Genomic DNA, 26,013 nt, shown 5'->3' with positions numbered 1-26,013 from the left:
ATAACGTAACTATTTAACGATTAACGGCGACCTGTTTTCTTGTCGTCATTACCGTGTCCTTTGTACGAACGCGTTGGCGCGAACTCACCGAGTTTGTGGCCAACCATATCTTCCGTCACATATACCGGCACGTGCTTTTTACCGTCATAAACAGCAAAAGTGTGACCAATGAATTGCGGGAAGATTGTAGAACGGCGAGACCAAGTCTTAACGACTGTCTTCTTCTCTTGCTCGTTCAGAACTTCAACCTTTTTCAGCAAGTAACCGTCAATAAACGGTCCTTTCTTCAAACTGCGACCCATGGATGATCCTCCCTTCACGCTAGCGTTACGCGACGCGGCGCGTCACGCTCATGACGCCGAGGCGCCTATTACTTCGTACGACGACGAATAATGTATTGGCTCGATGCTTTTTTCTTTTTGCGTGTTTTGAAACCGAGTGTCGGTTTGCCCCATGGAGACATTGGAGATTTACGTCCGATTGGCGCACGGCCTTCACCACCACCGTGTGGGTGATCGTTCGGGTTCATTACAACACCACGTACTTCAGGGCGTTTGCCCATCCAACGGGAACGGCCGGCTTTACCGATTTTCACGAGTTCGTGATCTTCGTTACCAACAGAACCGATTGTAGCACGGCATTTTTTCAGAATACGACGTACTTCGCCAGACGTCAAGCGAATTGTGACGTATTGCTCTTCTTTACCAAGAAGTTGAGCATCTGTTCCAGCAGCACGAACCAATTGTCCGCCTTTACCTGGTTTCAGCTCGATGTTGTGGATAACTGTACCTACCGGGATGTTCTCAAGTGGCAACGCGTTACCAATCTTGATGTCTGCATCTACTCCGGAAACGATTTTATCCCCAACTTTAAGACCTTTAGGTGCGATGATGTAGGCTTTCTCGCCATCCACATAGTGGATAAGTGCGATGTTGGACGTACGGTTCGGATCGTATTCGATCGTCGCTACGTTACCTACGATACCGTCTTTATTACGTTTGAAGTCGATGATCCGGTATTTACGTTTATGGCCGCCACCGTGATGACGAACCGTAATTTTACCTTGGTTATTACGACCAGCTTTTTTGAAAAGCGGCGCAAGAAGTGATTTCTCCGGTGTGCTTGTGGTGATCTCTTCGAATGTCGAGACGGACATACCACGTCGCGCTGGAGATGTCGGTTTATACTTCTTAACTGGCACTTCGATTCCCTCCTTAACCGATATCTAACGTTCTTTCACGAGAAGCCGGGGGCTTCTTCGCTACTTAAACTGTTTCGAAAAATTCTAGCTCGTTGCTATCTGCGCTCAATTGTACGATCGCTTTTTTCCACTCGGATGTGTATCCGCTGTGTTTACCGTAGCGTTTAGGCTTAGCCGGCATGCGAAGCGTGTTTACGCTCGATACTTTTACTTTAAATATCGATTGGATCGCAAGTTTGATCTCAGTTTTGTTAGAACGGATATCAACTTCGAATACGTACTTCTTATTCGCCATGAAATCACTTGTTTGTTCAGTAATGATTGGGCGCTTGATAATATCGCGAGGATTTTTCATTACGCAAGCACCTCCTGTACTTTTTCAACTGCTTCTTTAGTGATAATCAGCTTGTCGTATTTCATAACGTCTAGAACATTGATGCCATCGGCTGCAACGAACTTCACATTAGGAATGTTACGAGCTGCAAGTGCTACATTATCTTCGTAGCTAGCTGTTACAACCAGTGCTTTACGAGCCACTTTCAGGTTGTTCAGAATCGCTGCGAATTCTTTAGTCTTCGGTTGCGCGAACGCCAGTTGATCCAGAACGATGATTTCGTTGTCGATCACTTTGGAAGACAAAGCAGATTTGATTGCTAAGCGACGAACTTTCTTAGGAAGTTTGAAGCTATAGCTGCGTGGAGTTGGTCCGAATACTGTACCACCGCCAACCCATTGCGGGGAGCGAATGCTACCTTGACGCGCACGGCCAGTACCTTTTTGTTTCCAAGGTTTACGACCGCCACCGCGTACTTCGGAGCGACCTTTTGTTTTGTGCGTACCTCTGCGTTCAGAAGCTTGCTGCAAAAGAACTGCGCTATGCAATACGTGAACGTTTGGTTCAATTCCGAATACCGCTTCGGACAATTCAACCTCGCCAACTTGCGAGCCATTCACGCTATAAAGTGCTACTTTCGGCATTTCATGTTCCTCCTTTCTTAGGCGATTATTTCTTCACCGTAGATTTAACTTTTACAAAGCTATTTTTAGGACCCGGAATGGAGCCTTTAACGAGCAATACATTACGTTCTGCATCGACGCGCACGATTTCAAGGTTTTGGATTGTAACGGTTTCGTTACCCATGTGACCTGGAAGGTGTTTGCCTTTTGGTACGCGGTTCGCTTGGATAGAACCCATCGAACCTGGACCACGGTGGTAACGCGAGCCGTGCGCCATAGGGCCGCGGCTTTGGTTCCAACGTTTGATGTTACCTTGGAAACCTTTACCTTTGGAAGTAGCTGTAACGTCAACGAACTCGCCAGCTGCGAACAGGTCAGCCTTCAATTCCTGGCCAACTTCATATTCAGCGATGTTAATGCCGCGGAATTCACGAACGTAGCGCTTAGGAGCCGTTTCCGCTTTTTTAGCGTGGCCGATTTCTGGCTTAGTAGCTCTCGATTCTTTCTTGTCGGAGAAACCAAGTTGTACGGATACGTAACCGTCATTGTCTTGGTCCTTCTTCTGTAAAACAACACAAGGGCCTGCTTCGATAACCGTAACCGGAATTACGTTACCTTCAGGAGTAAACACTTGCGTCATTCCAAGTTTTTTACCTAAGATACCTTTCATGTTGACACCTCATTTCCTTTCCATTTTCAAATATGCATAACTTACAGTTTGATTTCGATATCTACACCGGATGGCAGATCTAAGCGCATCAATGCATCAACCGTTTGCGGCGTTGGGTTAACAATGTCGATCAAACGCTTATGAGTGCGCATTTCGAATTGCTCCCTAGAATCCTTGTACTTGTGTACCGCACGCAGAATGGTGATGATTTGCTTCTCAGTAGGAAGCGGAATCGGCCCAGACACGCCTGCACCGGAACGTTTCGCAGTTTCAACAATCTTCTCTGCGGATTGATCCAGAATTCTATGATCGTATGCTTTCAAGCGAATACGAATCTTTTGCTTAGCCATATAAGTCCCTCCTTCTATCGCCCAATTTAGTATCGGACATACTCCGCAAGAAAACCCGACACGCCCCTCATGGCAAAGGAGCCGTGTGTGTCGGCAACCTCTCGCATCATCGCAACGTCACAGACCAACGCTCACTATTATATCTGAATCGGTGGGCGAATGCAACAAAAATGTTGATTTTGTTAAAATGAATCTTTTGGGTTGCAAATTCCGTTACACTGCATGAAATAAGGCCTTCGGCTGCTGTTGAAATTAAGTTTCTTCATTAAGAAATAATTCACCTGTGGGAACTTAATTTCAAAGGCAGCACGTAAACTCTCCGGCTCCTAATTCACTCCGTTACACTTCCTGCTTCCCAGTGATGCACTTCCAAAACCCGTGGTGAAGGCATAATAAAAATGGCTTGCATACTCAAAGCCATTTACGATTAACTGCATTCACTTTGTTCTCTTTGTTTCTGCGCGTCTTTGTCTTCATTTATATTAATGAATATACGCCATTTGCGCAAACATCAAAATTTAGTAATAAAAAAGCCCCCACCGAAGTGAGGGCTTCATGAGCTGCAGCTTGCGCTGCAGTTTCATTATTTTTGGATGGAAGCTACAGCGCCGGCGCCTACAGTACGGCCACCTTCACGGATTGCGAAGCGAGTACCATCTTCCAGAGCGATTGGAGCGATAAGCTCAACCGTTACTGTGATGTTGTCGCCTGGCATAACCATCTCAGTACCTTCAGGCAAGCTGATGATACCAGTTACGTCAGTTGTACGGAAGTAGAACTGTGGACGGTAACCTGTGAAAAAAGGTTTGTGACGTCCGCCCTCTTCTTTAGTCAGAACGTAGATTTGAGCTGTAAAGTTCGTGTGTGGTTTAACGGAACCTGGCTTAGCAAGTACTTGACCACGCTCGATGTCTTTACGGTCTACACCACGAAGCAATGCGCCGATGTTGTCACCAGCTTGTGCGGAATCAAGCAATTTGCGGAACATCTCTACGCCTGTTACAACGCATTTGCGAGTTTCTTCAGCAATACCGATGATTTCAACTTCGTCAGATACTTTAACTACGCCACGCTCAACGCGTCCTGTAGCAACTGTACCACGACCTGTGATTGTGAACACGTCCTCAACTGGCATAAGGAACGGCTTGTCAGTATCACGTTGTGGAGTTGGGATGTAAGTATCAACGTGCTCGAACAGCTCGATGATTTTGTCAGCCCAAGGACCGTCTGGGTTTTGAAGAGCTTCACGAGCAGCGCCACGGATGATTGGAGTATCATCACCTGGGAACTCATATTCGCTAAGAAGGTCGCGAACTTCCATCTCAACGAGTTCAAGCAACTCATCATCTTCAACCATGTCGCATTTGTTCAGGAATACGACAATGTAAGGTACGCCTACTTGGCGGGAAAGAAGGATGTGCTCACGCGTTTGCGGCATTGGGCCGTCAGCTGCGGATACAACCAGAATTGCTCCGTCCATTTGTGCAGCACCAGTGATCATGTTTTTAACATAGTCGGCGTGACCTGGGCAGTCAACGTGTGCATAGTGACGGTTAGGAGTTTCGTACTCAACGTGAGCTGTGGAGATTGTGATACCGCGCTCGCGCTCTTCTGGAGCTTTGTCGATTTGGTCGAATGCTACAGCAGCACCACCGTATCTTTTCGAAAGAACTGTAGTGATTGCAGCAGTCAAAGTTGTTTTACCATGATCGACGTGACCAATTGTACCAATGTTAACATGCGGTTTATTACGTTCAAATTTAGCCTTAGCCATTGAACTATTCCTCCTTAATAGATAGAAGATTATGTGATCGGCTGTGTGGGAGCTTATTGCCCCCAGCATTCAGCCAAAGTACAACTTATGAGATGCAAGTTGTTAAAGGGCTACTAGTTAGCAGCACCTTTGGATTTGGAGATGATCTCTTCCGAGATCGAACGTGGTACTTCTTCATAGTGCGAAAGCTCCATGGAGAACACGCCGCGACCTTGTGTACCGGAACGAAGTGTAGTGGAGTAACCGAACATCTCAGCCAGAGGCACCTTAGCACGAACGATCAACGCACCATGGCGTGTGTCCGAACCTTCGATACGACCGCGGCGGGAGCTCAACATACCCATTACGTCGCCCATGTACTCTTCAGGAACGCTAACTTCTACTTTCATGATTGGCTCAAGCAGAATTGGAGAACATTTCTCTTTCGCTGCTTTAAGCGCCATCGATCCAGCAATTTTGAACGCCATCTCCGAGGAGTCAACGTCATGGTAGGAACCGTCTACTACGACTGCTTTGATGTCAACAACCGGGAAGCCGGCAACGACACCATTTTTCATCGATTCTTCGATACCTGCTTGAATTGGAGCGATGAACTCACGCGGAATGGAACCACCCACGGTTTTGTTCTCAAACACAAAGCCTGAGCCTGGCTCAAGCGGGGAGAATTCAACCCAGCAATGTCCGAATTGACCGCGTCCGCCGGATTGACGAACGAATTTACCTTCGACCTTCGCAGCCGTTTTGAACGTCTCACGGTAAGCTACTTGTGGCTTACCAACGTTTGTTTCGACTTTGAATTCACGAAGCATACGGTCAACTAGAATTTCAAGGTGAAGCTCGCCCATACCAGCGATGATCGTTTGGCCGGTCTCTTCGTCCGTGTGAGCACGGAACGTAGGATCTTCCTCAGACAGCTTTTGAAGAGCAATACCCATTTTGTCTTGGTCAGCTTTAGTCTTAGGCTCAACCGCAAGCTGGATAACCGGCTCAGGGAAGTTCATCGACTCAAGGATAACCGGGTGCTTCTCATCACAAAGCGTATCGCCAGTAGTTGTATCTTTCAAACCTACAGCTGCTGCGATATCACCGGAGTAAACTTCGCTGATTTCTTGACGGCTGTTAGCGTGCATCTGAAGGATACGACCGATCCGCTCACGTTTGCCTTTCGTTGCATTCACAACGTATGAACCGGAGCTAAGTACGCCGGAGTATACGCGGAAGAACGTCAGTTTACCTACGTAAGGGTCAGTCATGATTTTGAACGCCAATGCTGCGAAAGGCTGGTCGTCAGCAGACTTGCGGATCGTCTCAGTGCCATCTTCAAGGTGACCCTTGATATCTGGAACGTCGATTGGTGATGGCAAGTAGTCAACAACTGCATCAAGCATCAATTGAACGCCTTTGTTACGGTACGAGGAACCAACGATTACTGGGAAGATCTTAACTTCGCAAACACCTTTGCGAAGTGCGGATTTAATCTCAGCAACACTGATTTCTTCGCCTTCGAGATATTTCATTGTGAGCTCTTCATCAAGCTCAGCAACTTTCTCGATCATTTCCAAGCGAAGTTCTTCAACTTGGTCTTTGTATTCTGCAGGGATTTCAATTTTCTCCGGATCTTTACCAAGATCGTCTTTGTATTTGTAAGCAACTCGTTCAACCAAGTCGATTACACCTACGAAGTCGTTCTCTGCACCGATCGGCAATTGAATTGCCACAGCATTTGCGTTAAGACGCAGGCGCATATCTCTAACAACGTTAAGGAAGTCTGCACCGATAATATCCATTTTGTTGACGTAAGCGATCCGCGGTACGCCGTAACGGTCAGCTTGACGCCAAACAGTTTCGGATTGCGGCTCTACGCCTTCTTTAGCACTGAAAACACCAACGGCCCCGTCCAATACACGCAGGGAACGTTCAACTTCAACAGTGAAGTCAACGTGCCCCGGGGTGTCGATAATATTAATGCGGTGACCATTCCATTGAGCAGTTGTAGCAGCGGAAGTAATCGTGATTCCGCGCTCTTGTTCCTGCTCCATCCAGTCCATCGTTGCTGCACCTTCGTGCACCTCGCCGATTTTGTGGGTACGGCCTGTGTAGAACAGGATCCGCTCTGTAGTGGTAGTTTTACCTGCATCAATATGCGCCATGATCCCGATATTACGCGTATTTTTCAAGGAGAACTCTCTTGCCATAATTCAGTCTCCTTTCGATTGAGCGAATTCTACCAACGATAGTGAGCGAACGCTTTATTCGCTTCAGCCATTTTGTGTGTATCTTCGCGTTTTTTCACGGATGAACCAGTGTTATTGGAAGCATCGATGATTTCAGCCGCCAAACGTTCTTCCATCGTTTTCTCACCGCGGTTACGTGAATAGTTCACGAGCCAACGGAGACCAAGCGCTGTACGACGTTCAGGTTTAACTTCAATTGGTACCTGGTAGTTCGAACCGCCTACACGGCGTGCCTTAACTTCAAGTACTGGCATGATGTTCTTAATTGCTGCTTCAAAAACTTCCATCGGTTCTTTACCCGTACGCTCGTTGATAAGAGTGAACGCATCATACAAAATTGTTTGAGCGACACCGCGTTTACCATCGATCATGATACGGTTGATCAAGCGTGTTACAAGCTTGCTGCTGTACAACGGATCTGGCAATACATCACGTTTTGCTACTGGACCTTTGCGTGGCATGTGGAAGTCCCCCTTTCTTCTAGTTTTTCATTTTAGGATGAGGATAACCGTCACCGGCTATGCCTTATTTTTTAACTTTAGGACGTTTAGTTCCGTATTTGGAACGAGCTTGTTTACGGTTGTTAACACCCGCTGTATCAAGCGCACCACGAACGATATGGTAACGAACACCCGGAAGATCTTTTACCCGGCCGCCGCGTACCAATACTACGCTATGCTCTTGTAGGTTGTGTCCAATACCGCCGATGTAAGCTGTAACCTCAACGCGGTTAGTCAAACGTACACGCGCATATTTCCGCAAAGCGGAGTTCGGTTTTTTCGGAGTCATCGTACCTACACGTGTACAAACCCCGCGTTTTTGTGGTGAACTCAGGTTTGTTTCTTCACGTTTCAGTGCGTTGAAGCCTCTTTGCAGGGCTGGCGATTTCGATTTAACGACTTTCGCTTCACGGCCTTTGCGAACGAGTTGGTTAATTGTTGGCATGTTGCATCCCCCTTCCTCACTTAGTAAAACATTTCAAGACATATTGGCTATTTAAGCCCACAGATCCAGGCGGTTCATAAAGAAACAAACGAAAGTTTCTACCTTGTTATTCACTCGGTAAAAACATTACTTCTTTATTCGATTTCCGGTATAACCGCTGCCATCGCTGCCCCAACTTCGATCCCGCAGGTTTCCCCAAGGCTCTTCATTGATTCAGACCAGATGATTGGCACTCCCGATGTTTCGCAAAGCCGAACAATACTGTTCTTCAGCCGCGGATCTGTATCTTGTGCTACATAGACTTGAGTGGCTAAGCCTTGCTCAACCATCTTCGTCGTTTGCTTGCTACCTATTACAAACCGCATCACAACCATCCTTCCAAGTCAGTCAAAACTAGAACGATCAAGTTTCGTTAATGACATGCGTAGAGGTTGTGCGATTTGGCACACTACGACATATTAGCATCTAGGCTTGGTGAATGTCAAGCATATCTCTACAAGAATTACAGGAGAAAATGGATTATCATGACAAGGCATGACGGCGCAAAGAGCGGCAGGCTAACTTCCGTTTACAACGGATGCAGCCCCGCTCGCTCTTTGTCCACATGCTGCCTTATATCACTTCCCGATTAAGACTCAACCGGTACGCTCTCTGCTTCAACTTGCAGTTCTTCCATGCCTGGCTCATCATCCATACCAGCTACATGCACGCTGCGATAACGCTGCATACCTGTACCTGCCGGGATGAGCTTACCAATGATAACATTCTCTTTCAAACCAAGCAACTGGTCGACTTTACCTTTGATAGCGGCATCGGTCAAGACACGAGTTGTCTCTTGGAACGAGGCTGCTGACAAGAAGGAGTCCGTTTCAAGGGATGCTTTGGTAATACCCAACAGTACCGGTTTGGCAACCGCCGGCTCTTTGCCGGAGAGAATTGCATCGCGGTTAGCTGCTTCGTACTCATGAATATCAACAAAAGCGCCTGGCAACAACGTAGTGTCGCCTGCTTCTACGATACGGATTTTGCGAAGCATTTGCTTCACCATAACCTCGATATGCTTATCGTTGATTTCTACCCCTTGGTTCCGGTAAACGCGTTGAACTTCCTGAAGGATATAGTTCTGTACACCACGGATACCTTTAATACGGAGCATATCCTTCGGATCGATCGAACCGTCTGTGAGCTCATCGCCGGCTTCGATTTGCTTGCCTTTGACTACGCGGATACGGGAGCCATAGCTGACTGCGTACACTTTGGATTCTGCTTCACCTTGGACTTCGATTTCACGGCGGTCTTTCGTCTCGCGGATGTCTTTAATAACACCATCGATTTCGGAAATGATCGCTTGACCTTTCGGGTTACGTGCTTCGAAAAGCTCTTGGATACGCGGCAAACCTTGCGTAATATCGTCTCCGGCAACACCGCCGGTATGGAAGGTACGCATTGTAAGCTGTGTTCCCGGTTCCCCGATGGACTGAGCAGCGATAATACCAACCGCTTCACCGATCTCAACGAACTTGCCTGTTGCCAAGTTACGCCCGTAGCAAATTTTACATACGCCATGACGAGCGCGGCAGCTAAGAACGGAACGGATTTGCAGGCTTTCTACTCCAGCAGCGATAACTTCTTCTGCTTTATTGGAATCGATCAGCTGGCTGCGGTTAAGAATGACTTCGCCGGTTTGTGGATTACGTACAGTTTCAAAGGAGTAACGGCCTTCAATACGGTCGTAGAGATCTTCGATAACCTCTTTACCGTCTTGAATTTTGCTTACTCTAAAGCCTTTGTCTGTTCCGCAATCATCTTCACGAACGATTACATCTTGTGCAACGTCAACCAGACGACGAGTCAGGTAACCTGAGTCAGCTGTACGCAATGCGGTATCGGCAAGACCTTTACGCGCACCATGCGTCGAGATGAAGTATTCGAGTACGGTTAGGCCTTCACGGAAGTTGGACTTGATTGGCAATTCGATAATCCGACCGGATGGATTCGCCATCAAACCACGCATACCGCCAAGCTGTGTAATTTGCGATTTGTTACCCCGTGCTTTGGAATCCACCATGAGCATGATGGAGTTGTAACGATCCATCGATTTCATGAGAATTTCAGTAATTTGATCTTTGGTTTTGCTCCAAATTTCAATAACACGGTCATAACGCTCTTCGTTCGTAATCAAACCACGACGGTATTGATTCGAAACGACTTTAACTTTCTCTTCGGACTCTCTCAAGATCTCAACCTTCTCAGGCGGAACAATAACGTCAGAAACCGCAACTGTAATACCCGCACGAGTCGAGTACGTAAAGCCGAGCTCCTTGATCTTATCGAGCATAACCGAAGTTCTAGTAGTATGGTATTGACGGAAGCACTCTGCAATAATCAAGCCGAGATACTCTTTACCTACGCCGCCAATTTGAGCCAAACCATCCATAAACTTAAACAAATCTGCGCCCTTATCATGGACAAAATATTTATCCGGGGTTCCTTGCAGCAAGTTCACCTTAGTCGGTTCGTTGATGAAAGGGAAATCCGGCGGGTAAATTTCGTTGAAGATGACTTTACCGACCGTGGTGCAAATCAGCGTTTTCTGCTGTGCATCCGTGAAGGACGTTTTCTTCAGAACTTTAACCGGGATAAATATACGTGCATGCAGCGATACGATGCCGCGTTGGTATGCAGAGATCGCTTCGTTTACAGTTGCGAATACAGAACCGCTGCCTTTACCCTCTTTGTTATCCATAGTCAGGTAGAAGCTTCCGAGAACCATATCCTGTGAAGGCGTTACGACCGGTTTGCCGTCTTTCGGGTTCAAAATGTTACCCGAAGCCAGCATGAGCAAACGTGCTTCAGCTTGCGCCTCAGCAGAGAGCGGTACGTGAACAGCCATTTGGTCACCGTCAAAGTCCGCGTTATAAGCGGTACAAACGAGCGGGTGAAGCTTAATTGCGCGACCTTCAACCAAAATCGGTTCGAACGCTTGGATACCCAAACGGTGAAGGGTCGGGGCACGGTTCAGTAGAACCGGGTGCTCCTTGATTACTTCTTCAAGCACATCCCAAACTTCTGGGCTAACGCGTTCAACTTTACGTTTTGCACTCTTAATGTTGTGTGCAAGACCTTTGTTAACGAGTTCCTTCATTACGAACGGCTTGAAGAGCTCAAGCGCCATTTCTTTCGGCAATCCGCATTGGAACATTTTCAAGCTAGGACCTACGACGATAACGGAACGACCGGAATAGTCAACCCGTTTACCGAGCAAGTTCTGACGGAAACGTCCTTGCTTACCTTTAAGCATATGGCTGAGCGATTTAAGCGGACGGTTACCCGGACCCGTTACCGGGCGACCACGGCGGCCGTTATCGATCAAAGCATCAACCGCTTCTTGAAGCATACGCTTCTCATTCTGCACGATAATATCCGGCGCACCGAGATCAAGCAGACGTTTCAGACGGTTGTTACGGTTAATTACACGACGGTACAAGTCATTAAGGTCAGACGTTGCAAAACGTCCACCGTCAAGCTGTACCATTGGACGAAGTTCCGGTGGAATAACCGGCAGCACATCAAGAATCATCCATTCCGGCATATTGCCGGAGTTACGGAATGCTTCGATAACTTCAAGACGTTTGATCGCACGGTTACGACGTTGGCCTTGAGCGGTACGAAGATCTTCTTTCAATGTTTCAAGCTCACGCTCAACATCGATGTCTTGAAGCAATTTCTTAACTGCTTCTGCACCCATGCCTGCATGGAAGCCATAGCCGTATTTCTCACGGTAGCTGCGGTATTCTTTCTCGGACAACAGCTGCTTTTTCTCAAGCGGCGTATCGCCTGGATCCGTTACCACATATGATGCAAAATAGATGATCTCTTCAAGCGAACGAGGCGACATATCAAGCGCCAGCCCCATACGGCTTGGAATTCCTTTGAAGTACCAGATATGGGATACAGGAGCCGCTAGCTCGATATGTCCCATACGCTCACGACGAACTTTCGCACGCGTTACTTCAACACCACAGCGGTCACAAACGACGCCTTTATAACGAACACGTTTGTATTTACCGCAATGACATTCCCAGTCTTTCGTCGGTCCGAAAATCTTTTCGCAGAAAAGACCTTCTTTCTCCGGTTTTAAAGTCCTGTAGTTGATCGTTTCCGGTTTCTTTACTTCTCCGCGGGACCACGATCGGATTTTATCCGGAGATGCCAATCCAATCTTCATATACTCGAAGTTGTTCACGTCCAACAAGGAGCAACCCTCCTTCGTCATGGTTCACTAATATGCTGTATTTAACGCCGTTAACGGCTAAAGGAGCACTGTTCAAGCAGCTCCTTTAACCTTACATCCGCCCGTGAAGTTGGATTCGGCATGCTTATGACTTCCGGCAGGAAAGCAACGATTACTCGACGCCTACTTCTGCACCTTCCAAATTGAGGTTGAGCTTGTCAGTTGCTGCATCATCCTCATCGTCCATCTCTTTCATTTCGATCTCTTCTTCATTCTCAGATAGGATCTTAACGTCCATACCTAAGCTCTGAAGCTCTTTGATCAAAACTTTGAAGGATTCAGGTACGCCCGGTTCCGGAACGTTCTCGCCCTTCACGATAGACTCGTACGTTTTGACACGGCCGACGACATCATCGGATTTCACGGTCAAAATCTCTTGCAATGTATATGCGGCGCCATAGGCTTCAAGCGCCCAAACTTCCATCTCCCCGAAACGCTGACCGCCGAACTGCGCTTTACCACCCAGCGGCTGCTGAGTAACGAGCGAGTAAGGACCAGTGGAACGAGCATGGATTTTATCATCAACCATGTGCGCCAGTTTAATCATGTACATGACGCCGACTGTTACTTCACGCTCGAACGGCTCACCGGAGCGTCCGTCGTACAAGACTGTCTTACCATTACGCTGCATGCCTGCTTCTTCCATGGAGTCAAACACGTCATACTCACGCGCTCCATCGAATACCGGCGTTGCAGCATGGATGCCAAGACGCTTACAAGCCATACCTAGATGGACTTCGAGCACTTGACCGATGTTCATACGCGAAGGTACACCCAGCGGGTTAAGAACAACCTCTACTGGTGTTCCGTCCGGAAGGAACGGCATATCTTCTTCTGGGAGGATACGGGCGATAACCCCTTTGTTACCATGACGTCCCGCCATCTTATCCCCTTCAGAGATTTTACGTTTCTGCGCGATGTAGGCACGAACCAATTGGTTAACGCCTGGCGGCAATTCGTCGCCGTTCTCACGAGTAAACACTTTAACGTCTACGACGATACCATCAGTACCGTGAGGTACACGCAAGCTGGTATCACGAACTTCACGCGCTTTCTCACCGAAAATCGCATGCAGCAAACGCTCTTCAGCCGTCAGCTCCGTAACCCCTTTAGGCGTTACTTTACCAACGAGAATGTCTCCTGCGCTAATTTCAGCACCGACACGGATAATACCGCGCTCATCCAAGTTGCGGAGCGCTTCTTCGCCGACGTTCGGAATGTCGCGTGTAATTTCTTCCGGTCCAAGTTTCGTGTCACGCGCTTCTGACTCATATTCTTCAATATGAATGGAAGTGTACACATCCTCTTTAACCAGTTTCTCGCTTAGTAGGATCGCATCCTCATAGTTGTAGCCTTCCCACGTCATGAACGCAACAACAACGTTACGTCCGAGCGCCAATTCGCCCATTTCAGTGGAAGGACCATCCGCAAGGATATCACCTTTCTTCACGATATCGCCTTTACGACAAATTGGACGCTGGTTGATACAAGTACCTTGGTTAGAGCGCATGAACTTATGCAGCTTCGATTTCACCAAGTCGCCTGTTACCGGCTTACCGTCAATCATCTCGACGCGGCGCAGCCAGATCTCATTGGCCGACACGCGTTCGATAACGCCATCGTATTTAGCAACGATACATACGCCTGAATCTTTAGCAGACTTATGCTCCATGCCTGTTCCGACAAGTGGAGACTTCGGAATAAGAAGCGGAACAGCCTGCCGTTGCATGTTGGATCCCATGAGTGCACGGTTGGAGTCATCGTTCTCAAGGAACGGAATGAGCGCCGTAGCAACGGATACAACCTGTTTAGGCGATACGTCCATATAGTCAACACGTTCAGTAGGCATAGTCAAAATATTGTCAGCCTGCTTGTTGTAACGAACGATAACCGCATCTTCGAGGAACTTACCTTCGCCGGTAAGCTTCGCATTCGCTTGCGCGATAACGTAGTTATCTTCTTCGTCAGCAGTCAGGTAGGCAATTTGCTCCGTAACAATAGCCGTCTTAGGATCAACCCAGCGGTATGGAGCTTCGATAAAGCCATATTCGTTAATACGCGCGAAAGTCGACAAGGAGTTGATCAGACCGATGTTCGGTCCCTCCGGCGTCTCAATCGGACACATACGGCCATAGTGAGAGTTATGAACGTCACGAACCTCAAAGCCCGCGCGCTCACGCGTCAAACCGCCGGGTCCGAGTGCAGACAGACGACGTTTGTGCGTCAGCTCAGCAAGCGGATTGGTTTGGTCCATAAACTGCGAGAGTTGGGATGAACCAAAGAACTCTTTAATCGACGCAATAACAGGACGGATATTGATAAGCGCCTGCGGAGTAATCGCATTAGCATCCTGGATGGACATACGCTCACGGACAACACGCTCCATACGGGACAAACCGATACGGAACTGGTTCTGAAGCAGCTCGCCAACCGAACGAAGACGACGGTTACCTAGGTGGTCAATATCATCCGTGCTTCCTACGCCGTGCAGCAAATCTATGAAATAATTGATGGAAGCGATTATATCAGCAGGTGTAATATGCTTAACAGCTTTGTCGATAATGCCGTTGGCAATGACCTTAATCACTTTAGTCTCATCAAGCGGGGAGAATACACTCACCGTTTGAAGCGGAATACTATCCGCATCAAGAACGCCATTTGCCACATTGTACGTTTTGAAGCCTACATTGTTCTCCAGATGAGGAATTAGCTCATCCAGCAAACGACGGTCGATCATTTGACCAGCTTCCGCCAGGATTTCCCCTGTCGAAGGATCAAACAACGTTTCCGCCAGCCGCGTGTTGAACAGACGGTTCTTAATGTGCAGCTTCTTATTGATTTTGTAACGACCTACGTTAGCCAAATCATAACGCTTTGGATCAAAGAAGCGCGCAACCAGCAAGCTCTTTGCATTATCAAGCGTAGGCGGCTCACCCGGACGGAGTCTTTCGTAAATCTCGATAAGAGCTTTTTCCGTGGAGTCGGTGTTATCCTTATCCAGCGTGTTGCGAATATATTCGTCATGGCCCAGCAATTCTAAAATTTCAGCATCCGTGCCGAATCCAAGAGCGCGAAGAAGCACTGTGACAGGGATCTTCCGAGTGCGGTCAATACGAACATAAATAATGTCCTTCGCATCGGTTTCAAGCTCCAGCCAAGCACCGCGGTTTGGAATCACCGTAGCCGTATAATTTTTCTTGCCGTTTTTGTCCACTTTCGTGCTAAAGTAAACGCTAGGTGAACGAACCAATTGGCTGACGATAACGCGTTCCGCGCCATTAATAATAAATGTGCCCGTCTCGGTCATCAGCGGGAAATCGCCCATGAACACTTCTTGCTCTTTCACTTCGCCGGTTTCCTTGTTAATGAGTCGAACCTTCACACGCAGCGGTGCTGCATAGGTCACGTCGCGTTCTTTCGACTCATCGACAGAGTACTTAGGCTCGCCAAGTGAATAGTCGATGAACTCAAGCATCAAATTACCTGTAAAATCCTGAATCGGCGAAATGTCTTGGAAAAGCTCTAGCAAGTCCTTCTCCAAAAACTTCTCGTACGATTTTTGTTGGATTTCAATCAGGTTCGGAACTTCGAGCACCTCGCGGATGCGGGCATAGCTTCTACGCGTGCGACGCCCATACTGAACAAGTTGTCCTGCCAACTTAACCTCACCCCTCATGTCTGCTTCACAGAAAGTGAACAATGACCTTGTATAAACAAGCTTAAACAGTTCGCTAATCTTACCCGTAAATGTGCGAGCATGACCGCGAACGTTTATCACATTGTTAAAACCAGAATGTGCAGCAGGCAAATTCTGATTCAAATAAAGAAAAGCCCTTATCGAGAAATCGAAAAAAGAGCATGCTTCTGTCAGCCACAACTCTGTGGTACAATAAACCACAAAAGTCTCATATCAAGTAATTTTGACCCAAAATGTAAACATTATACGTCAAATTCGCTGTTTCTATTCATTTAAAATAGCGCTTGACATTTTAGTGGACTAAAGAGATTGTGCCCATTTTAATGCTGACATTTTATAATGATATCACATTAGGAAAGTCAAGTCAACAAAATGTTGTTCTTTTTCCTAGACTTCCTTCTGTGCCCTAAATATGCGATAACCCTTTTCTTTTGTCACTTCTTCCACATTCCCGAAAATCGCTTCGAGCTTTGCCGCCGCAGACGGCGCCCCTTGCTTCTTCTGAATGACCACCCACATCGCCCCGCCCGGCACTAACAGCTTAGCACCTTCTTCAAATATCCGATGGACAACCTCTTTGCCCGCCCGGATCGGCGGATTCGTTATGATGGTGTCGAAGGTTTGACCCATCACTCGTTCATAAATATCACTCTGCAGCACGGTTGCGTTCAAGACGCCATTTAACTTTAAATTCTCTGTCGCCAGTGCAACTGCGCGCTCATTAATGTCGATCATCGTTACATGCCCCTGTTCAGCCAGCTTCGCTGCTGTAATGCCCATTGGCCCATAACCGCAGCCGACATCAAGCACCTTCGCTTGCTTATCCAGCTGAAGCGCTTCGACAAGAACTCTGCTGCCAAAGTCTATGCCTGTTTTCGAGAAAACGCCTGCATCCGTCATAAAACGCAGTTTATATCCACGAAGCTCAGTTTCGAGAAGATGCCGATCATGCGCGATACCCGGTGTGCGTGTGTAATAATGGTCTGACATCATATCCCTCCCATCCGGAACAACCATAAAATTAAGGAAACCCCTTGAAGCCGAAGCTTCAAGGGGTTTCCGCTATAAGCGGTTATTACTTCACTTCTACGGAAGCGCCTGCTTCTTCAAGCTTAGCTTTGATAGCGTCAGCGTCTTCTTTGGAGATTCTTTCTTTAACTGCTTTAGGAGCGCCGTCAACAAGGTCTTTCGCTTCTTTCAGGCCAAGACCTGTGATTTCGCGAACTGCTTTGATAACGTTGATTTTGGAAGCGCCAGCGTTGTTCAAGATTACGTCGAACTCAGTTTGCTCTTCAACTACAACAGCTGCTGCGCCTGCTGCTGCAACTGGTGCTGCAGCTGTTACGCCGAATTCTTCTTCGATTGCTTTAACCAGGTCGTTCAGTTCGAGAACGTTCATGCCTTTAATGGCTTCCAAGATTTGTTCTTTACTCATGAGAGAAACCTCCAATAGTTTTGTTTTGTTTTTGTTTTATTTCCGAACGTTGTGTCAAGCTCAGCTTGCCACAAACCAATCATCTCTTAATGAATGCTGAATCAAGCTAAGCTTGATTCAAGCCAGTCATTATTAAGCTTCTTGTTTCTCTGCAACAGCTTTAACTGCAAGAGCAAAGTTGCGCATTGGAGCTTGAAGCACGCTGAGAAGCATGGATAGCAAACCTTCTTTGGAAGGTAGATCCGCCAGTGCTTTGATTTCTTCCGCGTTGAAGACTTGACCTTCAACTACGCCACCCTTAAGTTTAAGTGCGTCGTTTTTCTTAGCGAAATCAGCCAAAATCTTAGCTGGAGCAACTGCATCCTCTTTGCTGAAAGCGATAGCCGTAGGGCCAGCCAGAACAGCGTCCAATTCAGTCAGTTCCGCTTGTGCAGTTGCACGACGAACTAGGGAGTTTTTCAATACTTGGAACTCGATGTTCGCTTCGCGCAATTGTTTGCGGAGCTCAGTTACTTGCTTCACGTTAAGTCCACGGTAATCAGCAACAACTGTGCAGGAACTCTCGCGAAGTTTAGTCGTGATGTCTGCAACAGCTAGCTCTTTACCTTGAATGATTTTTGCGTTTGCCATAATGTACACCTCCCGTTATGTTGTCAACATCCCGATTAATGCAGCGGAATCCTTCCACGCGATGCATGAGAAAGGCCCCCGCAGACGTAGCGAAGGCCATGATGGTCCGTAAATCACTTCCTGCCAATCGGCGAAAAGCGCACAAACACGTTTATCATAACACCTCGGTAGGAAATTAAGCCGAGCGGGCACCTACTGTCTTCGGTATGCATATTCGATTATCAAGTTCTGTTTCTCTTAGCGGAACGAAGCAGCGTTCAAACGAGCGCCAGGACCCATTGTCGAGGAAACAGAAATACCTTTCAGGTAAACCCCTTTAGCTGCAGCCGGTTTTGCACGGTTCAGTGCATCAATCAGTGTTTTCAAGTTTTCGTTCAACTTCTCGGAGTCGAACGATACTTTACCGATTGGCGCGTGGATTTGACCTGCTCTGTCAAGACGGTATTCAATCTTACCAGCCTTGATTTCTTGAACGGCTTTAGTAACGTCAAACGTTACTGTACCCGCTTTAGGGTTAGGCATAAGGCCTTTACCACCGAGGATACGGCCGAGCTTACCAACTTCAGCCATCATGTCCGGAGTTGCAACGCAAACGTCGAACTCGAACCAGCCTTGTTGGATTTTTGCGATTACGTCAGCATCGCCAACATAATCTGCGCCTGCTGCTTCTGCTTCTTTGGCTTTTTCGCCCTTAGCAAAAACGAGTACGCGTTTTGTTTTACCAGTACCGTGAGGAAGTACAACTACGCCACGAACTGCTTGGTCTTGTTTCTTAGGGTCTACACCCAAACGTACAGCAACTTCAACAGTTTCGTCGAATTTAGCTGTAGCGGCTTTCTTAACGAGTTCAATCGCTTCAGCAGCCTCGTATGTTGCTTCAACATCGATCAGCTTAACAGCTTCAAGATATTTTTTACCGTGTTTAGCCATTAGAATTCTCCTCCTTATGTGGTAGTAACGGAAAATCCTCCCTACGAAAGGGAGATCCTCCCACCTGAACGAAGCAAGCTCCGTCAGTCAGACAACGCCATCTGGTGTGTCTTCTGTCAGCCGTTAACGACTAGTCTTCAACTACAACGCCCATGCTGCGCGCAGTACCTTCAACCATGCGCATAGCTGCTTCTACAGAAGCTGCGTTGAGGTCAGGCATTTTTTGTTCAGCGATCTCACGAACGACAGAACGTTTAACCGTCGCAACTTTCTTCTTGTTCGGCTCACCGGAACCTTTAGCAATCTTAGCAGCAACGCGAAGAAGTACTGCAGCCGGCGGCGTTTTCGTTTCGAAAGTAAACGAGCGATCTTCAAAAACAGTGATTACAACTGGGATAATCAAACCAGCTTGATCTGCAGTACGAGCGTTAAACTCTTTACAGAAAGCCATGATGTTAACCCCTGCTTGACCTAGCGCTGGACCGATCGGCGGAGCCGGATTCGCTTTACCCGCTGGAACTTGCAGTTTAACCAACTTGATGACCTTTTTTGCCATGATGAACACCTCCTTGCCGTAATAATCACACGCAAGTCCAAGAAACCGCGATTAGACTTTCTCTACTTGGTTGTAGTCAAGTTCAACCGGTGTTTCTCTTCCGAACATGTTGACATGCACCTTCAGCTTGCTCTTGTCGAGTAGAATTTCTTCCACTGTTCCGACAAAATTAGCGAACGGCCCGACTTTAACACGTACCGTTTCCTTCAAATCGAATTCGATTTTCGGTTTCGGCTCTTCCATGCCCATATGACGCAAAATCTGTTCCACTTCATCAGGCAGAAGCGGCGTAGGTTTTGAACCTGAGCCAGTCGAACCGACAAATCCGGTTACGCCGGGTGTGTTGCGAACGACATACCAGGAATCATCCGTCTGAACCATTTCCACAAGAACATAGCCGGGGTAAACTTTACGCATGACGGTTTTTTTCTTACCGTCCTTGTCCACCACTTCTTCTTCCATAGGAACAAGCACACGGAAGATCTTGTCTTCCATGCCCATAGATTCAACGCGTTTCTCCAAGTTCGCTTTTACTTTGTTCTCATACCCTGAATAGGTGTGAACAACATACCATCTTTTCTCCATCGTTTCCATAACAAGCCACCCTTGGCCCCTTCTTAAACAATCAGTTCGACCAATGCGGAAATTCCGATGTCAAGAACCCAGAAGTAAAGTGTCACAGCTATAATCGTAAAGAATACTACGAGTGTATAGCTAGTCAGTTCCTTACGGCTTGGCCAGCGGACTTTCTTTAATTCCGCGAAGCTGTCGGTGAAGAAGGAAAAAGTCGACCCGAAGCTTTGCTTCAGCTTAGCTAAAAATGCCACGTCCACCAACCTCCATAATGACCTTATCGAGTTTCGCGATGAGGAGTATGCTCGTTACAATACTTGCAAAACTTCTTCATCTCAATACGGTCGGGGTGATTCCGTTTGTTCTTGCTGGAAGCATAGTTTCTTTGTTTGCAGTTTGTGCAAGCCAACGTAATAATTACCCGCATTGCTGACACCTCCCGAACTTACCATAAATAAATAAAGTGTGAAACGTTGTATGTGAACCCAGCCTGATTTTGATCCCATAATAAAAAAAGACCTATTTAGGGCTACCAAAACACTTTATCACAAGCAATAGGTAGTGTCAACGGGAATCTATTCCTGCACACTTGCTATTCTCGTGCTGCTTGCTCACATATCAGACAGGGCGACAACAACACAAAAAGAGCCGACAACTTCCATTCCGCAGTAAACAGTATGATCCGGACAAGGACAATTCAAACCTCGAAAAGCCCTCCCATTAAAAAAGAGCCGCAGTCGGCTCCCTGGTTTCATCCATTTAGCTACCAATATCACGCAATTCCAAATACCGTTCGAGCTTCCGTTTCACGCGTTGAAGCGCATTATCAATCGATTTCACGTGCCGATCCAAATCAACAGCGATCTCTTGATAGGATCTTCCGTCCAAATAGAGCATAAGCACTTTACGTTCAAGATCACTTAAGATCTCGGACATCTTATCCTCAAGACCGACAAACTCTTCTTGATTGATAATGAGTTCTTCCGGATCCGAAACTCTCGTACCGCAAATGACATCAAGCAGCGTGCGATCCGAATCTTCGTCATAGATTGGCTTGTCCAACGAAACATAAGAATTAAGCGGGATATGCTTCTGACGGGTTGCCGTCTTAATCGCCGTAATGATCTGCCTTGTAATGCACAGTTCAGCAAAGGCTTTGAAAGAAGCTAGCTTATCACCCTTAAAATCTCGAATCGCCTTATAAAGGCCAATCATGCCTTCTTGGACGATATCTTCGCGGTCGGCCCCAATCAAGAAGTAGGAACGCGCTTTGGCACGGACAAAGTTCTTATATTTATTAATTAAATATTCCAGCGCTTCGCTGTCACCCTCGCGAACCGTCTCGACAATTTCTTCGTCCGTTTTGCAGTCATAATCCAGCGTTTTCCATTCTCTGAGGTCGATGCTCACGAACAATCCCTCCGGCTCGAAAGGCGTACAATGCCCAAAACTATCAGTAGCTTAATCTATATACCGGCGCGCAATGTCTTCAAAAACTAGAGCATATAACTTTACTGGAACAACATTCTAGCACGTACTCTACGTGTAGAAACTTAGACTCAGTATACATTATGTAACCTTCAACAGTCAATGATGATCCCGCTGAAAACATGCTAATTATCTAGCAAAAATGGGAATTCCCACCGATTCCGGAGACAATTTTGTCCTATTAACTCACATGCTAGTAACATATAGTCTAGCGCTTACATTTGGCCTCTGCGCCATTTTTCCAGTTTCATTCGAACATCCGTGCTAATATTCCCATCCAGCTCATTGCGAACCGTTGTTTTCTGCTCGACCTTTCGCTCAATGGCTTTGCGATTTTGCTGTATTTCGATAAGAAGCTCTCGTGCGGATTTCCTAAGGGCGCCTTTGCCAAAAGTGACTGCCTGCTCTGCCATATCAGATGTCGCGACATGAATATTACGGCTTCGAAGCGCTAGCTCCGATGCTAGCCGTTCAATACAAGCATCGGCTGTTTCTTTCTCCTTCGTAAACACGACGGTCAGCCTATGCTGTTTGAACGTGGAGCCAACTCCGGGCACTTGATGCGCATCGAATACTACGATAACCTTCATGCCGGTGAAGCCTTGATAATCCGCCAGCATTTCCAGCAGCCGATCCCGCGCATCTTCTAAATCCTTATCACCCAAAGCGGACAGAACCGGCCAAGCCCCGATCATATTGTAGCCGTCCACCAGCAGAACGTCATCCCGCCGCTGCATCGCCTACTTGGCGAGGCGCTGCCGCACGACTTCGTACATCAGCACACCTGCTGCAACGGACGCATTTAGTGAATTCAATTGGCCGTTCATCGGAAGCTTGATTAGAAAGTCGCATTTCTCACGAATCAGTCTGCCAATCCCTTTTGCTTCATTGCCAATGACAATAGCAAGCGGCATATCGAACTTCGTAGATGAGGAATAAACATCCTGCTTCGCGCCAACGTCAGCACCCGCTACCCAAATGCCCGCTTCCTTCAGCTTATCAATCGTTTGTGCCATATTCGTAATCCGCGCAACCGGCATGTACTCTACTGCGCCGGCCGATGTTTTGGAAACCGTTGCTGTCAGCGAAGCCGAACGCCGCTTCGGAATAATAACACCATGAACGCCGGTACATTCCGCCGTCCGAAGAATGGAGCCCAAGTTATGCGGATCTTCAATTTCATCAAGCAGCAAGAAGAATGGCATTTCGCCGCTTTCTTTAGCCCGTGCCAGAAGTTCCTCTATTTCGTAATAACGGTAAGCGGCTGCTTGAGCAACGACGCCTTGATGCGGAACGCCTTCGACCATTTGGTCCAGCTTCCGTTTGTCAACGATCTGTACGACAAGCCCCGCCTTCTTCGCTTCCAGCATAATGGGCTGAGCTGCTTTCTGCGCCTGCTCGGCCACCCAAATTTTGTTGATTTCGCGTCCGGAGCGCAGTGCTTCCATTACGGGATGCTTGCCTGCGATCCATTCCTGTGTATCTTCTTCAACCTCGCGCATCATTAACCTCCTTAAATATGTCTCTTCTACCGCTTCTATTCGTCAAAAGCGATTGCCATCAGCTCACGCAGCCGGCTCACTTTCTTGCCATAATACAAATACCCCATTAAACACTCCAGCGCCGTCGCCTGTTGGTAGTCGGCCGGATCCGCATTCTTCGGCGAAGTGCCTGACTTGGCGTTACGTCCTCGCCGTACAATATCCGCTTCTTCCTCCGTCAGAATCGGCTGCCATTTCTCCAGCAGTATTCGCTGCGCTTTAGCCGAAACGAACTGCGTCGCCTGACGGTGAAGATGATGCAGCTTCTGATTAGGCTGCGATATGAGATACTGACGTACGATCATCTCGAACACCGCATCGCCAATATAAGCCAATACGATGGGATTCATTAAGTGGACCGGTTTGTTCGGGGAGTGAAACCACAACCCGTCTTCTAGGCTCAAACCGATCCCGCCGCTTCCTCCGACATCCATACTTCCGTTGTCCATCATTTCCGCCGCCACCGGATACCTTGCGGCGTATCCTCAAGCACAATCCCGAGCGCGGACAGCTGGTCGCGAATTTCATCGGCCCGCTTCCAGTCCTTATTGGTCCGAGCCTCTGTGCGCTGCACGATGAGTGCATCAATGTCGGCATCGAGCAATTCCTCTTCCGCTTCCAGCAGTCCCAATACACGGTCAAAATCTTGGAATGCTGCGAGCAGTAGCTCGAGCTCCTCTGCCGAAACAACCGCACGCTGCAGAAGCAGATTTGCTTCGCTAACCAGCTCGAACATAGCGGTAATCGCATCCGGCGTGTTGAAGTCATCGTCCATCTTCGCATTAAACTGTTCGCGAATCGCAGCGATTCGTTCTTTAAGCTGTTCAAGCGCCGCTCCGTCCGGTTCGCTTACGGCAACAGAAAGACGGTGCTTCACATTCGAAACGGAGTTCAAGATCCGCTCAACGCTGTTCTCTGCTTGCGCAATCGTCTCATCGCTGAAGTTAAGCGGACTTCTATAATGGGCCGACAACATAAAGTAGCGGATTACTGCTGGTTTAATGCGAGTAAGCATCTCCTGCACCGTAATCCCGTTGCCGAGTGACTTGGACATTTTCTCATTGTTGATGTTGATGTAGCCATTGTGCATCCAATAGTTCGCGAGCGGCTTACCTGTCACGGACTCCGACTGGGCAATTTCACATTCATGATGCGGGAACTGCAGGTCATGGCCGCCGCCGTGGATATCCAGCGTATCGCCTAGATATTTGCGCGCCATCGCGGAGCACTCAATATGCCAGCCCGGGCGTCCTGCTCCCCATGGGCTATCCCATTTGATTTCTCCAGGCTTTGCGGCTTTCCATAGTACAAAGTCTTGACCGCTTTCTTTACGCTCATCCACGCCAATTCGAATTCCCAGCTGCAGCTCATCCATATTCTGATGGGACAGCTTGCCGTAGTCGGGGAAGGTGCTCGTGCGGAAGAATACATCGCCGCCGTTCTCATACGCATGGCCGCCATCCACGAGCGACGCGATGAAAGCAATGATCTCATCCATATGATCGGTAACACGCGGATTAAGCGTAGCCTGGTGGATACCGAGTCCCTTGATGTTCTCATTAAACGCCTGAATAAACCGCTCTGCCACTTCAGGAACTGTTGTGCCCAGCTGCTCGGCTTTACGAATCAGCTTATCGTCCACATCCGTAAAGTTCACAACGTAATTGACTTCGTAAGCAGCCGACTCCAAATAACGACGCACGACATCGAAGAAAATCGCCGGACGGGCATTCCCGATATGAATGTAATCATAAACCGTTGGTCCGCACACGTACATTTTGACTTTGCCGGGCTCCAGCGATTGAAAGATTTCCTTCTCACGTGTCAGTGTATTATATATACGCAAGCTCATTATCTCGTTTCTCCTCCAGCAACTGGCTGTTTGCGTCTTTCCCGCTCCAGCTCTACTCTTAATTCAGACACTTCTTTCTGCATCGCCCGCAGCATCTCGATGACAGGATCCGGGAGCTGGGTATGATCAAGACGATCGCCTACTCGTGTGCCATTGCGTTTAATGACTCTGCCAGGGATCCCGACTACTGTGCTGTTCGACGGAACTTCCCGAAGCACAACGGAATTGGCACCTATATTCACATTGTCTCCAACCTTGAAGGAGCCTAGAACCTTAGCCCCTGAAGCGATAACCACATTGTTACCGATGGTCGGATGGCGTTTCCCTCTTTCCTTACCGGTCCCGCCGAGCGTAACCCCTTGATAAATGACCACATTATTGCCGATTTCGCAGGTCTCCCCAATGACGACACCCATGCCGTGGTCAATAAACAGCTTTTCCCCGATTGTCGCACCCGGATGGATTTCAATGCCTGTAAAAAATCGGCTCGTCTGCGAGATGACGCGGGCAAGCGTATACCACCTGCGTTTGAAGAGCGCATGTGCGATTCGGTGAGACCATATCGCATGAAGACCTGAATATGTGAACACGACTTCCAGCTTATTGCGGGCAGCAGGATCATTCTCTAGTATGGTCTCAATATCAGACGCCAAGCTTCGAAACATCGAAATTCCCCCTCTCCGGTATCGACAATAATACAAAAAGCCCCCGCAGCCCAAGGGCTGCAGAGGCGTTGTTAACGCGGTCCCACTCTGCATCGGAACGATTGTACTTCTTGAAATCGCCCGTCTTATATGGTCCGTAACGAGGACCTATCGTCATCACCCACCCTGCCGATAACGGCAGCTCGGAGATGCGGCTCCCAGGCGCAACGTTTATTCCCAAG

28 protein-coding genes and 1 other annotated feature are annotated in these 26,013 nt (G+C 47.9%); all 28 genes read right to left on the bottom strand.

What is annotated here, in order from left to right; genetic code table 11:
• Positions 1 to 20: 20 nt before the first annotated feature.
• The 28 genes from rpsS to AC50Y3_RS28945 all read right to left on the bottom strand — a co-directional run bounded on the left by rpsS (position 21) and on the right by AC50Y3_RS28945 (position 26,012).
• Complete coding sequence (gene rpsS / locus AC50Y3_RS29080) at positions 21 to 302, bottom strand: 30S ribosomal protein S19 (RefSeq protein ID WP_091225564.1); 282 nt, start codon at positions 300 to 302, stop codon at positions 21 to 23.
• 68 nt (positions 303 to 370) lie between these two features.
• The gene (rplB, locus tag AC50Y3_RS29075) at positions 371 to 1,201 is read right to left on the bottom strand and encodes a 50S ribosomal protein L2 (protein WP_494822180.1); all 831 of its coding nucleotides are present in this window, start codon (positions 1,199 to 1,201) and stop codon (positions 371 to 373) included.
• Positions 1,202 to 1,265: 64 nt separating this feature from the next.
• Positions 1,266 to 1,556, bottom strand: a complete 291-nt coding sequence (rplW, locus tag AC50Y3_RS29070; RefSeq protein ID WP_090986332.1) for a 50S ribosomal protein L23 — start codon at positions 1,554 to 1,556, stop codon at positions 1,266 to 1,268.
• Positions 1,556 to 2,179, bottom strand: a complete 624-nt coding sequence (gene rplD / locus AC50Y3_RS29065) for a 50S ribosomal protein L4 (protein ID WP_494822179.1) — start codon at positions 2,177 to 2,179, stop codon at positions 1,556 to 1,558. Before rplD ends, rplW begins: the two co-directional genes overlap by 1 nt.
• A gap of 25 nt (positions 2,180 to 2,204) precedes the next feature.
• Entirely contained in the window at positions 2,205 to 2,828 is a 624-nt protein-coding gene (gene rplC / locus AC50Y3_RS29060; RefSeq protein ID WP_494822178.1) for a 50S ribosomal protein L3, read from the bottom strand.
• Between the two features lie 41 nt (positions 2,829 to 2,869).
• A complete protein-coding gene (gene rpsJ / locus AC50Y3_RS29055; RefSeq protein WP_005544556.1) occupies positions 2,870 to 3,178 on the bottom strand; it encodes a 30S ribosomal protein S10 in 309 nt (102 codons plus the stop codon).
• Between the two features lie 583 nt (positions 3,179 to 3,761).
• On the bottom strand, positions 3,762 to 4,952 hold the full coding sequence (tuf, locus tag AC50Y3_RS29050) for an elongation factor Tu (RefSeq protein ID WP_090986338.1): 1,191 nt from the start codon (positions 4,950 to 4,952) through the stop codon (positions 3,762 to 3,764).
• A 113-nt stretch (positions 4,953 to 5,065) separates the two neighbouring features.
• Positions 5,066 to 7,147, bottom strand: coding sequence for an elongation factor G (fusA, locus tag AC50Y3_RS29045; protein ID WP_494822177.1), 2,082 nt, complete (start codon positions 7,145 to 7,147; stop codon positions 5,066 to 5,068).
• 29 nt (positions 7,148 to 7,176) lie between these two features.
• The gene (rpsG, locus tag AC50Y3_RS29040; protein WP_090986341.1) at positions 7,177 to 7,647 is read right to left on the bottom strand and encodes a 30S ribosomal protein S7; all 471 of its coding nucleotides are present in this window, start codon (positions 7,645 to 7,647) and stop codon (positions 7,177 to 7,179) included.
• Positions 7,648 to 7,711: 64 nt separating this feature from the next.
• Positions 7,712 to 8,131: a 30S ribosomal protein S12 gene (gene rpsL, locus AC50Y3_RS29035; protein ID WP_090583216.1), complete on the bottom strand. Its 420-nt coding sequence runs from the start codon at positions 8,129 to 8,131 to the stop codon at positions 7,712 to 7,714.
• A gap of 134 nt (positions 8,132 to 8,265) precedes the next feature.
• Positions 8,266 to 8,496, bottom strand: a complete 231-nt coding sequence (locus AC50Y3_RS29030) for a ribosomal L7Ae/L30e/S12e/Gadd45 family protein (protein WP_091225556.1) — start codon at positions 8,494 to 8,496, stop codon at positions 8,266 to 8,268.
• A gap of 263 nt (positions 8,497 to 8,759) precedes the next feature.
• Positions 8,760 to 12,359, bottom strand: a complete 3,600-nt coding sequence (rpoC, locus tag AC50Y3_RS29025) for a DNA-directed RNA polymerase subunit beta' (RefSeq protein WP_494822194.1) — start codon at positions 12,357 to 12,359, stop codon at positions 8,760 to 8,762.
• A gap of 178 nt (positions 12,360 to 12,537) precedes the next feature.
• Positions 12,538 to 16,101, bottom strand: a complete 3,564-nt coding sequence (gene rpoB / locus AC50Y3_RS29020) for a DNA-directed RNA polymerase subunit beta (RefSeq protein ID WP_494822176.1) — start codon at positions 16,099 to 16,101, stop codon at positions 12,538 to 12,540.
• Between the two features lie 408 nt (positions 16,102 to 16,509).
• Complete coding sequence (locus AC50Y3_RS29015) at positions 16,510 to 17,112, bottom strand: class I SAM-dependent methyltransferase (RefSeq protein ID WP_494822175.1); 603 nt, start codon at positions 17,110 to 17,112, stop codon at positions 16,510 to 16,512.
• An 85-nt stretch (positions 17,113 to 17,197) separates the two neighbouring features.
• Positions 17,198 to 17,557, bottom strand: coding sequence for a 50S ribosomal protein L7/L12 (gene rplL, locus AC50Y3_RS29010; protein ID WP_494822174.1), 360 nt, complete (start codon positions 17,555 to 17,557; stop codon positions 17,198 to 17,200).
• A gap of 132 nt (positions 17,558 to 17,689) precedes the next feature.
• Positions 17,690 to 18,187, bottom strand: coding sequence for a 50S ribosomal protein L10 (gene rplJ, locus AC50Y3_RS29005; protein ID WP_475784670.1), 498 nt, complete (start codon positions 18,185 to 18,187; stop codon positions 17,690 to 17,692).
• A 59-nt stretch (positions 18,188 to 18,246) separates the two neighbouring features.
• Positions 18,247 to 18,410, bottom strand: a sequence feature (ribosomal protein L10 leader region).
• Positions 18,411 to 18,424: 14 nt separating this feature from the next.
• Positions 18,425 to 19,117: a 50S ribosomal protein L1 gene (gene rplA, locus AC50Y3_RS29000; protein WP_210663954.1), complete on the bottom strand. Its 693-nt coding sequence runs from the start codon at positions 19,115 to 19,117 to the stop codon at positions 18,425 to 18,427.
• 130 nt (positions 19,118 to 19,247) lie between these two features.
• Positions 19,248 to 19,673, bottom strand: a complete 426-nt coding sequence (gene rplK / locus AC50Y3_RS28995; RefSeq protein ID WP_090986357.1) for a 50S ribosomal protein L11 — start codon at positions 19,671 to 19,673, stop codon at positions 19,248 to 19,250.
• A gap of 51 nt (positions 19,674 to 19,724) precedes the next feature.
• The gene (nusG, locus tag AC50Y3_RS28990) at positions 19,725 to 20,258 is read right to left on the bottom strand and encodes a transcription termination/antitermination protein NusG (protein WP_090986393.1); all 534 of its coding nucleotides are present in this window, start codon (positions 20,256 to 20,258) and stop codon (positions 19,725 to 19,727) included.
• A gap of 32 nt (positions 20,259 to 20,290) precedes the next feature.
• Positions 20,291 to 20,500 carry a preprotein translocase subunit SecE gene (gene secE / locus AC50Y3_RS28985; protein ID WP_494822173.1) on the bottom strand — a complete coding sequence of 70 codons (210 nt, stop codon included), beginning with the start codon at positions 20,498 to 20,500 and terminating at the stop codon, positions 20,291 to 20,293.
• Between the two features lie 23 nt (positions 20,501 to 20,523).
• A complete protein-coding gene (gene rpmG / locus AC50Y3_RS28980; protein WP_090583192.1) occupies positions 20,524 to 20,673 on the bottom strand; it encodes a 50S ribosomal protein L33 in 150 nt (49 codons plus the stop codon).
• 332 nt (positions 20,674 to 21,005) lie between these two features.
• A complete protein-coding gene (gene sigH, locus AC50Y3_RS28975) occupies positions 21,006 to 21,656 on the bottom strand; it encodes an RNA polymerase sporulation sigma factor SigH (RefSeq protein WP_494822172.1) in 651 nt (216 codons plus the stop codon).
• 293 nt (positions 21,657 to 21,949) lie between these two features.
• Positions 21,950 to 22,471: an NYN domain-containing protein gene (locus AC50Y3_RS28970; protein WP_494822171.1), complete on the bottom strand. Its 522-nt coding sequence runs from the start codon at positions 22,469 to 22,471 to the stop codon at positions 21,950 to 21,952.
• Positions 22,472 to 22,474: 3 nt separating this feature from the next.
• Entirely contained in the window at positions 22,475 to 23,239 is a 765-nt protein-coding gene (gene rlmB / locus AC50Y3_RS28965) for a 23S rRNA (guanosine(2251)-2'-O)-methyltransferase RlmB (protein WP_494822170.1), read from the bottom strand.
• 32 nt (positions 23,240 to 23,271) lie between these two features.
• Entirely contained in the window at positions 23,272 to 23,724 is a 453-nt protein-coding gene (locus tag AC50Y3_RS28960; protein ID WP_494822193.1) for a Mini-ribonuclease 3, read from the bottom strand.
• Positions 23,724 to 25,127 (bottom strand): cysteine--tRNA ligase, encoded by a 1,404-nt coding sequence (cysS, locus tag AC50Y3_RS28955; protein ID WP_494822169.1) that lies wholly within the window; start codon positions 25,125 to 25,127, stop codon positions 23,724 to 23,726. The genes AC50Y3_RS28960 and cysS overlap by 1 nt, the downstream gene beginning before the upstream one ends.
• Positions 25,127 to 25,792, bottom strand: coding sequence for a serine O-acetyltransferase EpsC (gene epsC, locus AC50Y3_RS28950; RefSeq protein ID WP_494822168.1), 666 nt, complete (start codon positions 25,790 to 25,792; stop codon positions 25,127 to 25,129). The genes cysS and epsC overlap by 1 nt, the downstream gene beginning before the upstream one ends.
• Positions 25,770 to 26,012, bottom strand: coding sequence for a hypothetical protein (locus AC50Y3_RS28945; RefSeq protein WP_494822167.1), 243 nt, complete (start codon positions 26,010 to 26,012; stop codon positions 25,770 to 25,772). The genes epsC and AC50Y3_RS28945 overlap by 23 nt, the downstream gene beginning before the upstream one ends.
• Position 26,013 lies beyond the last annotated feature (1 nt).

The organism is Paenibacillus sp. J22R98, from assembly GCF_059383835.1.
Note: the sequence above shows the minus strand (reverse complement) of the source record. Positions and strands in the feature narration are given on the sequence as shown.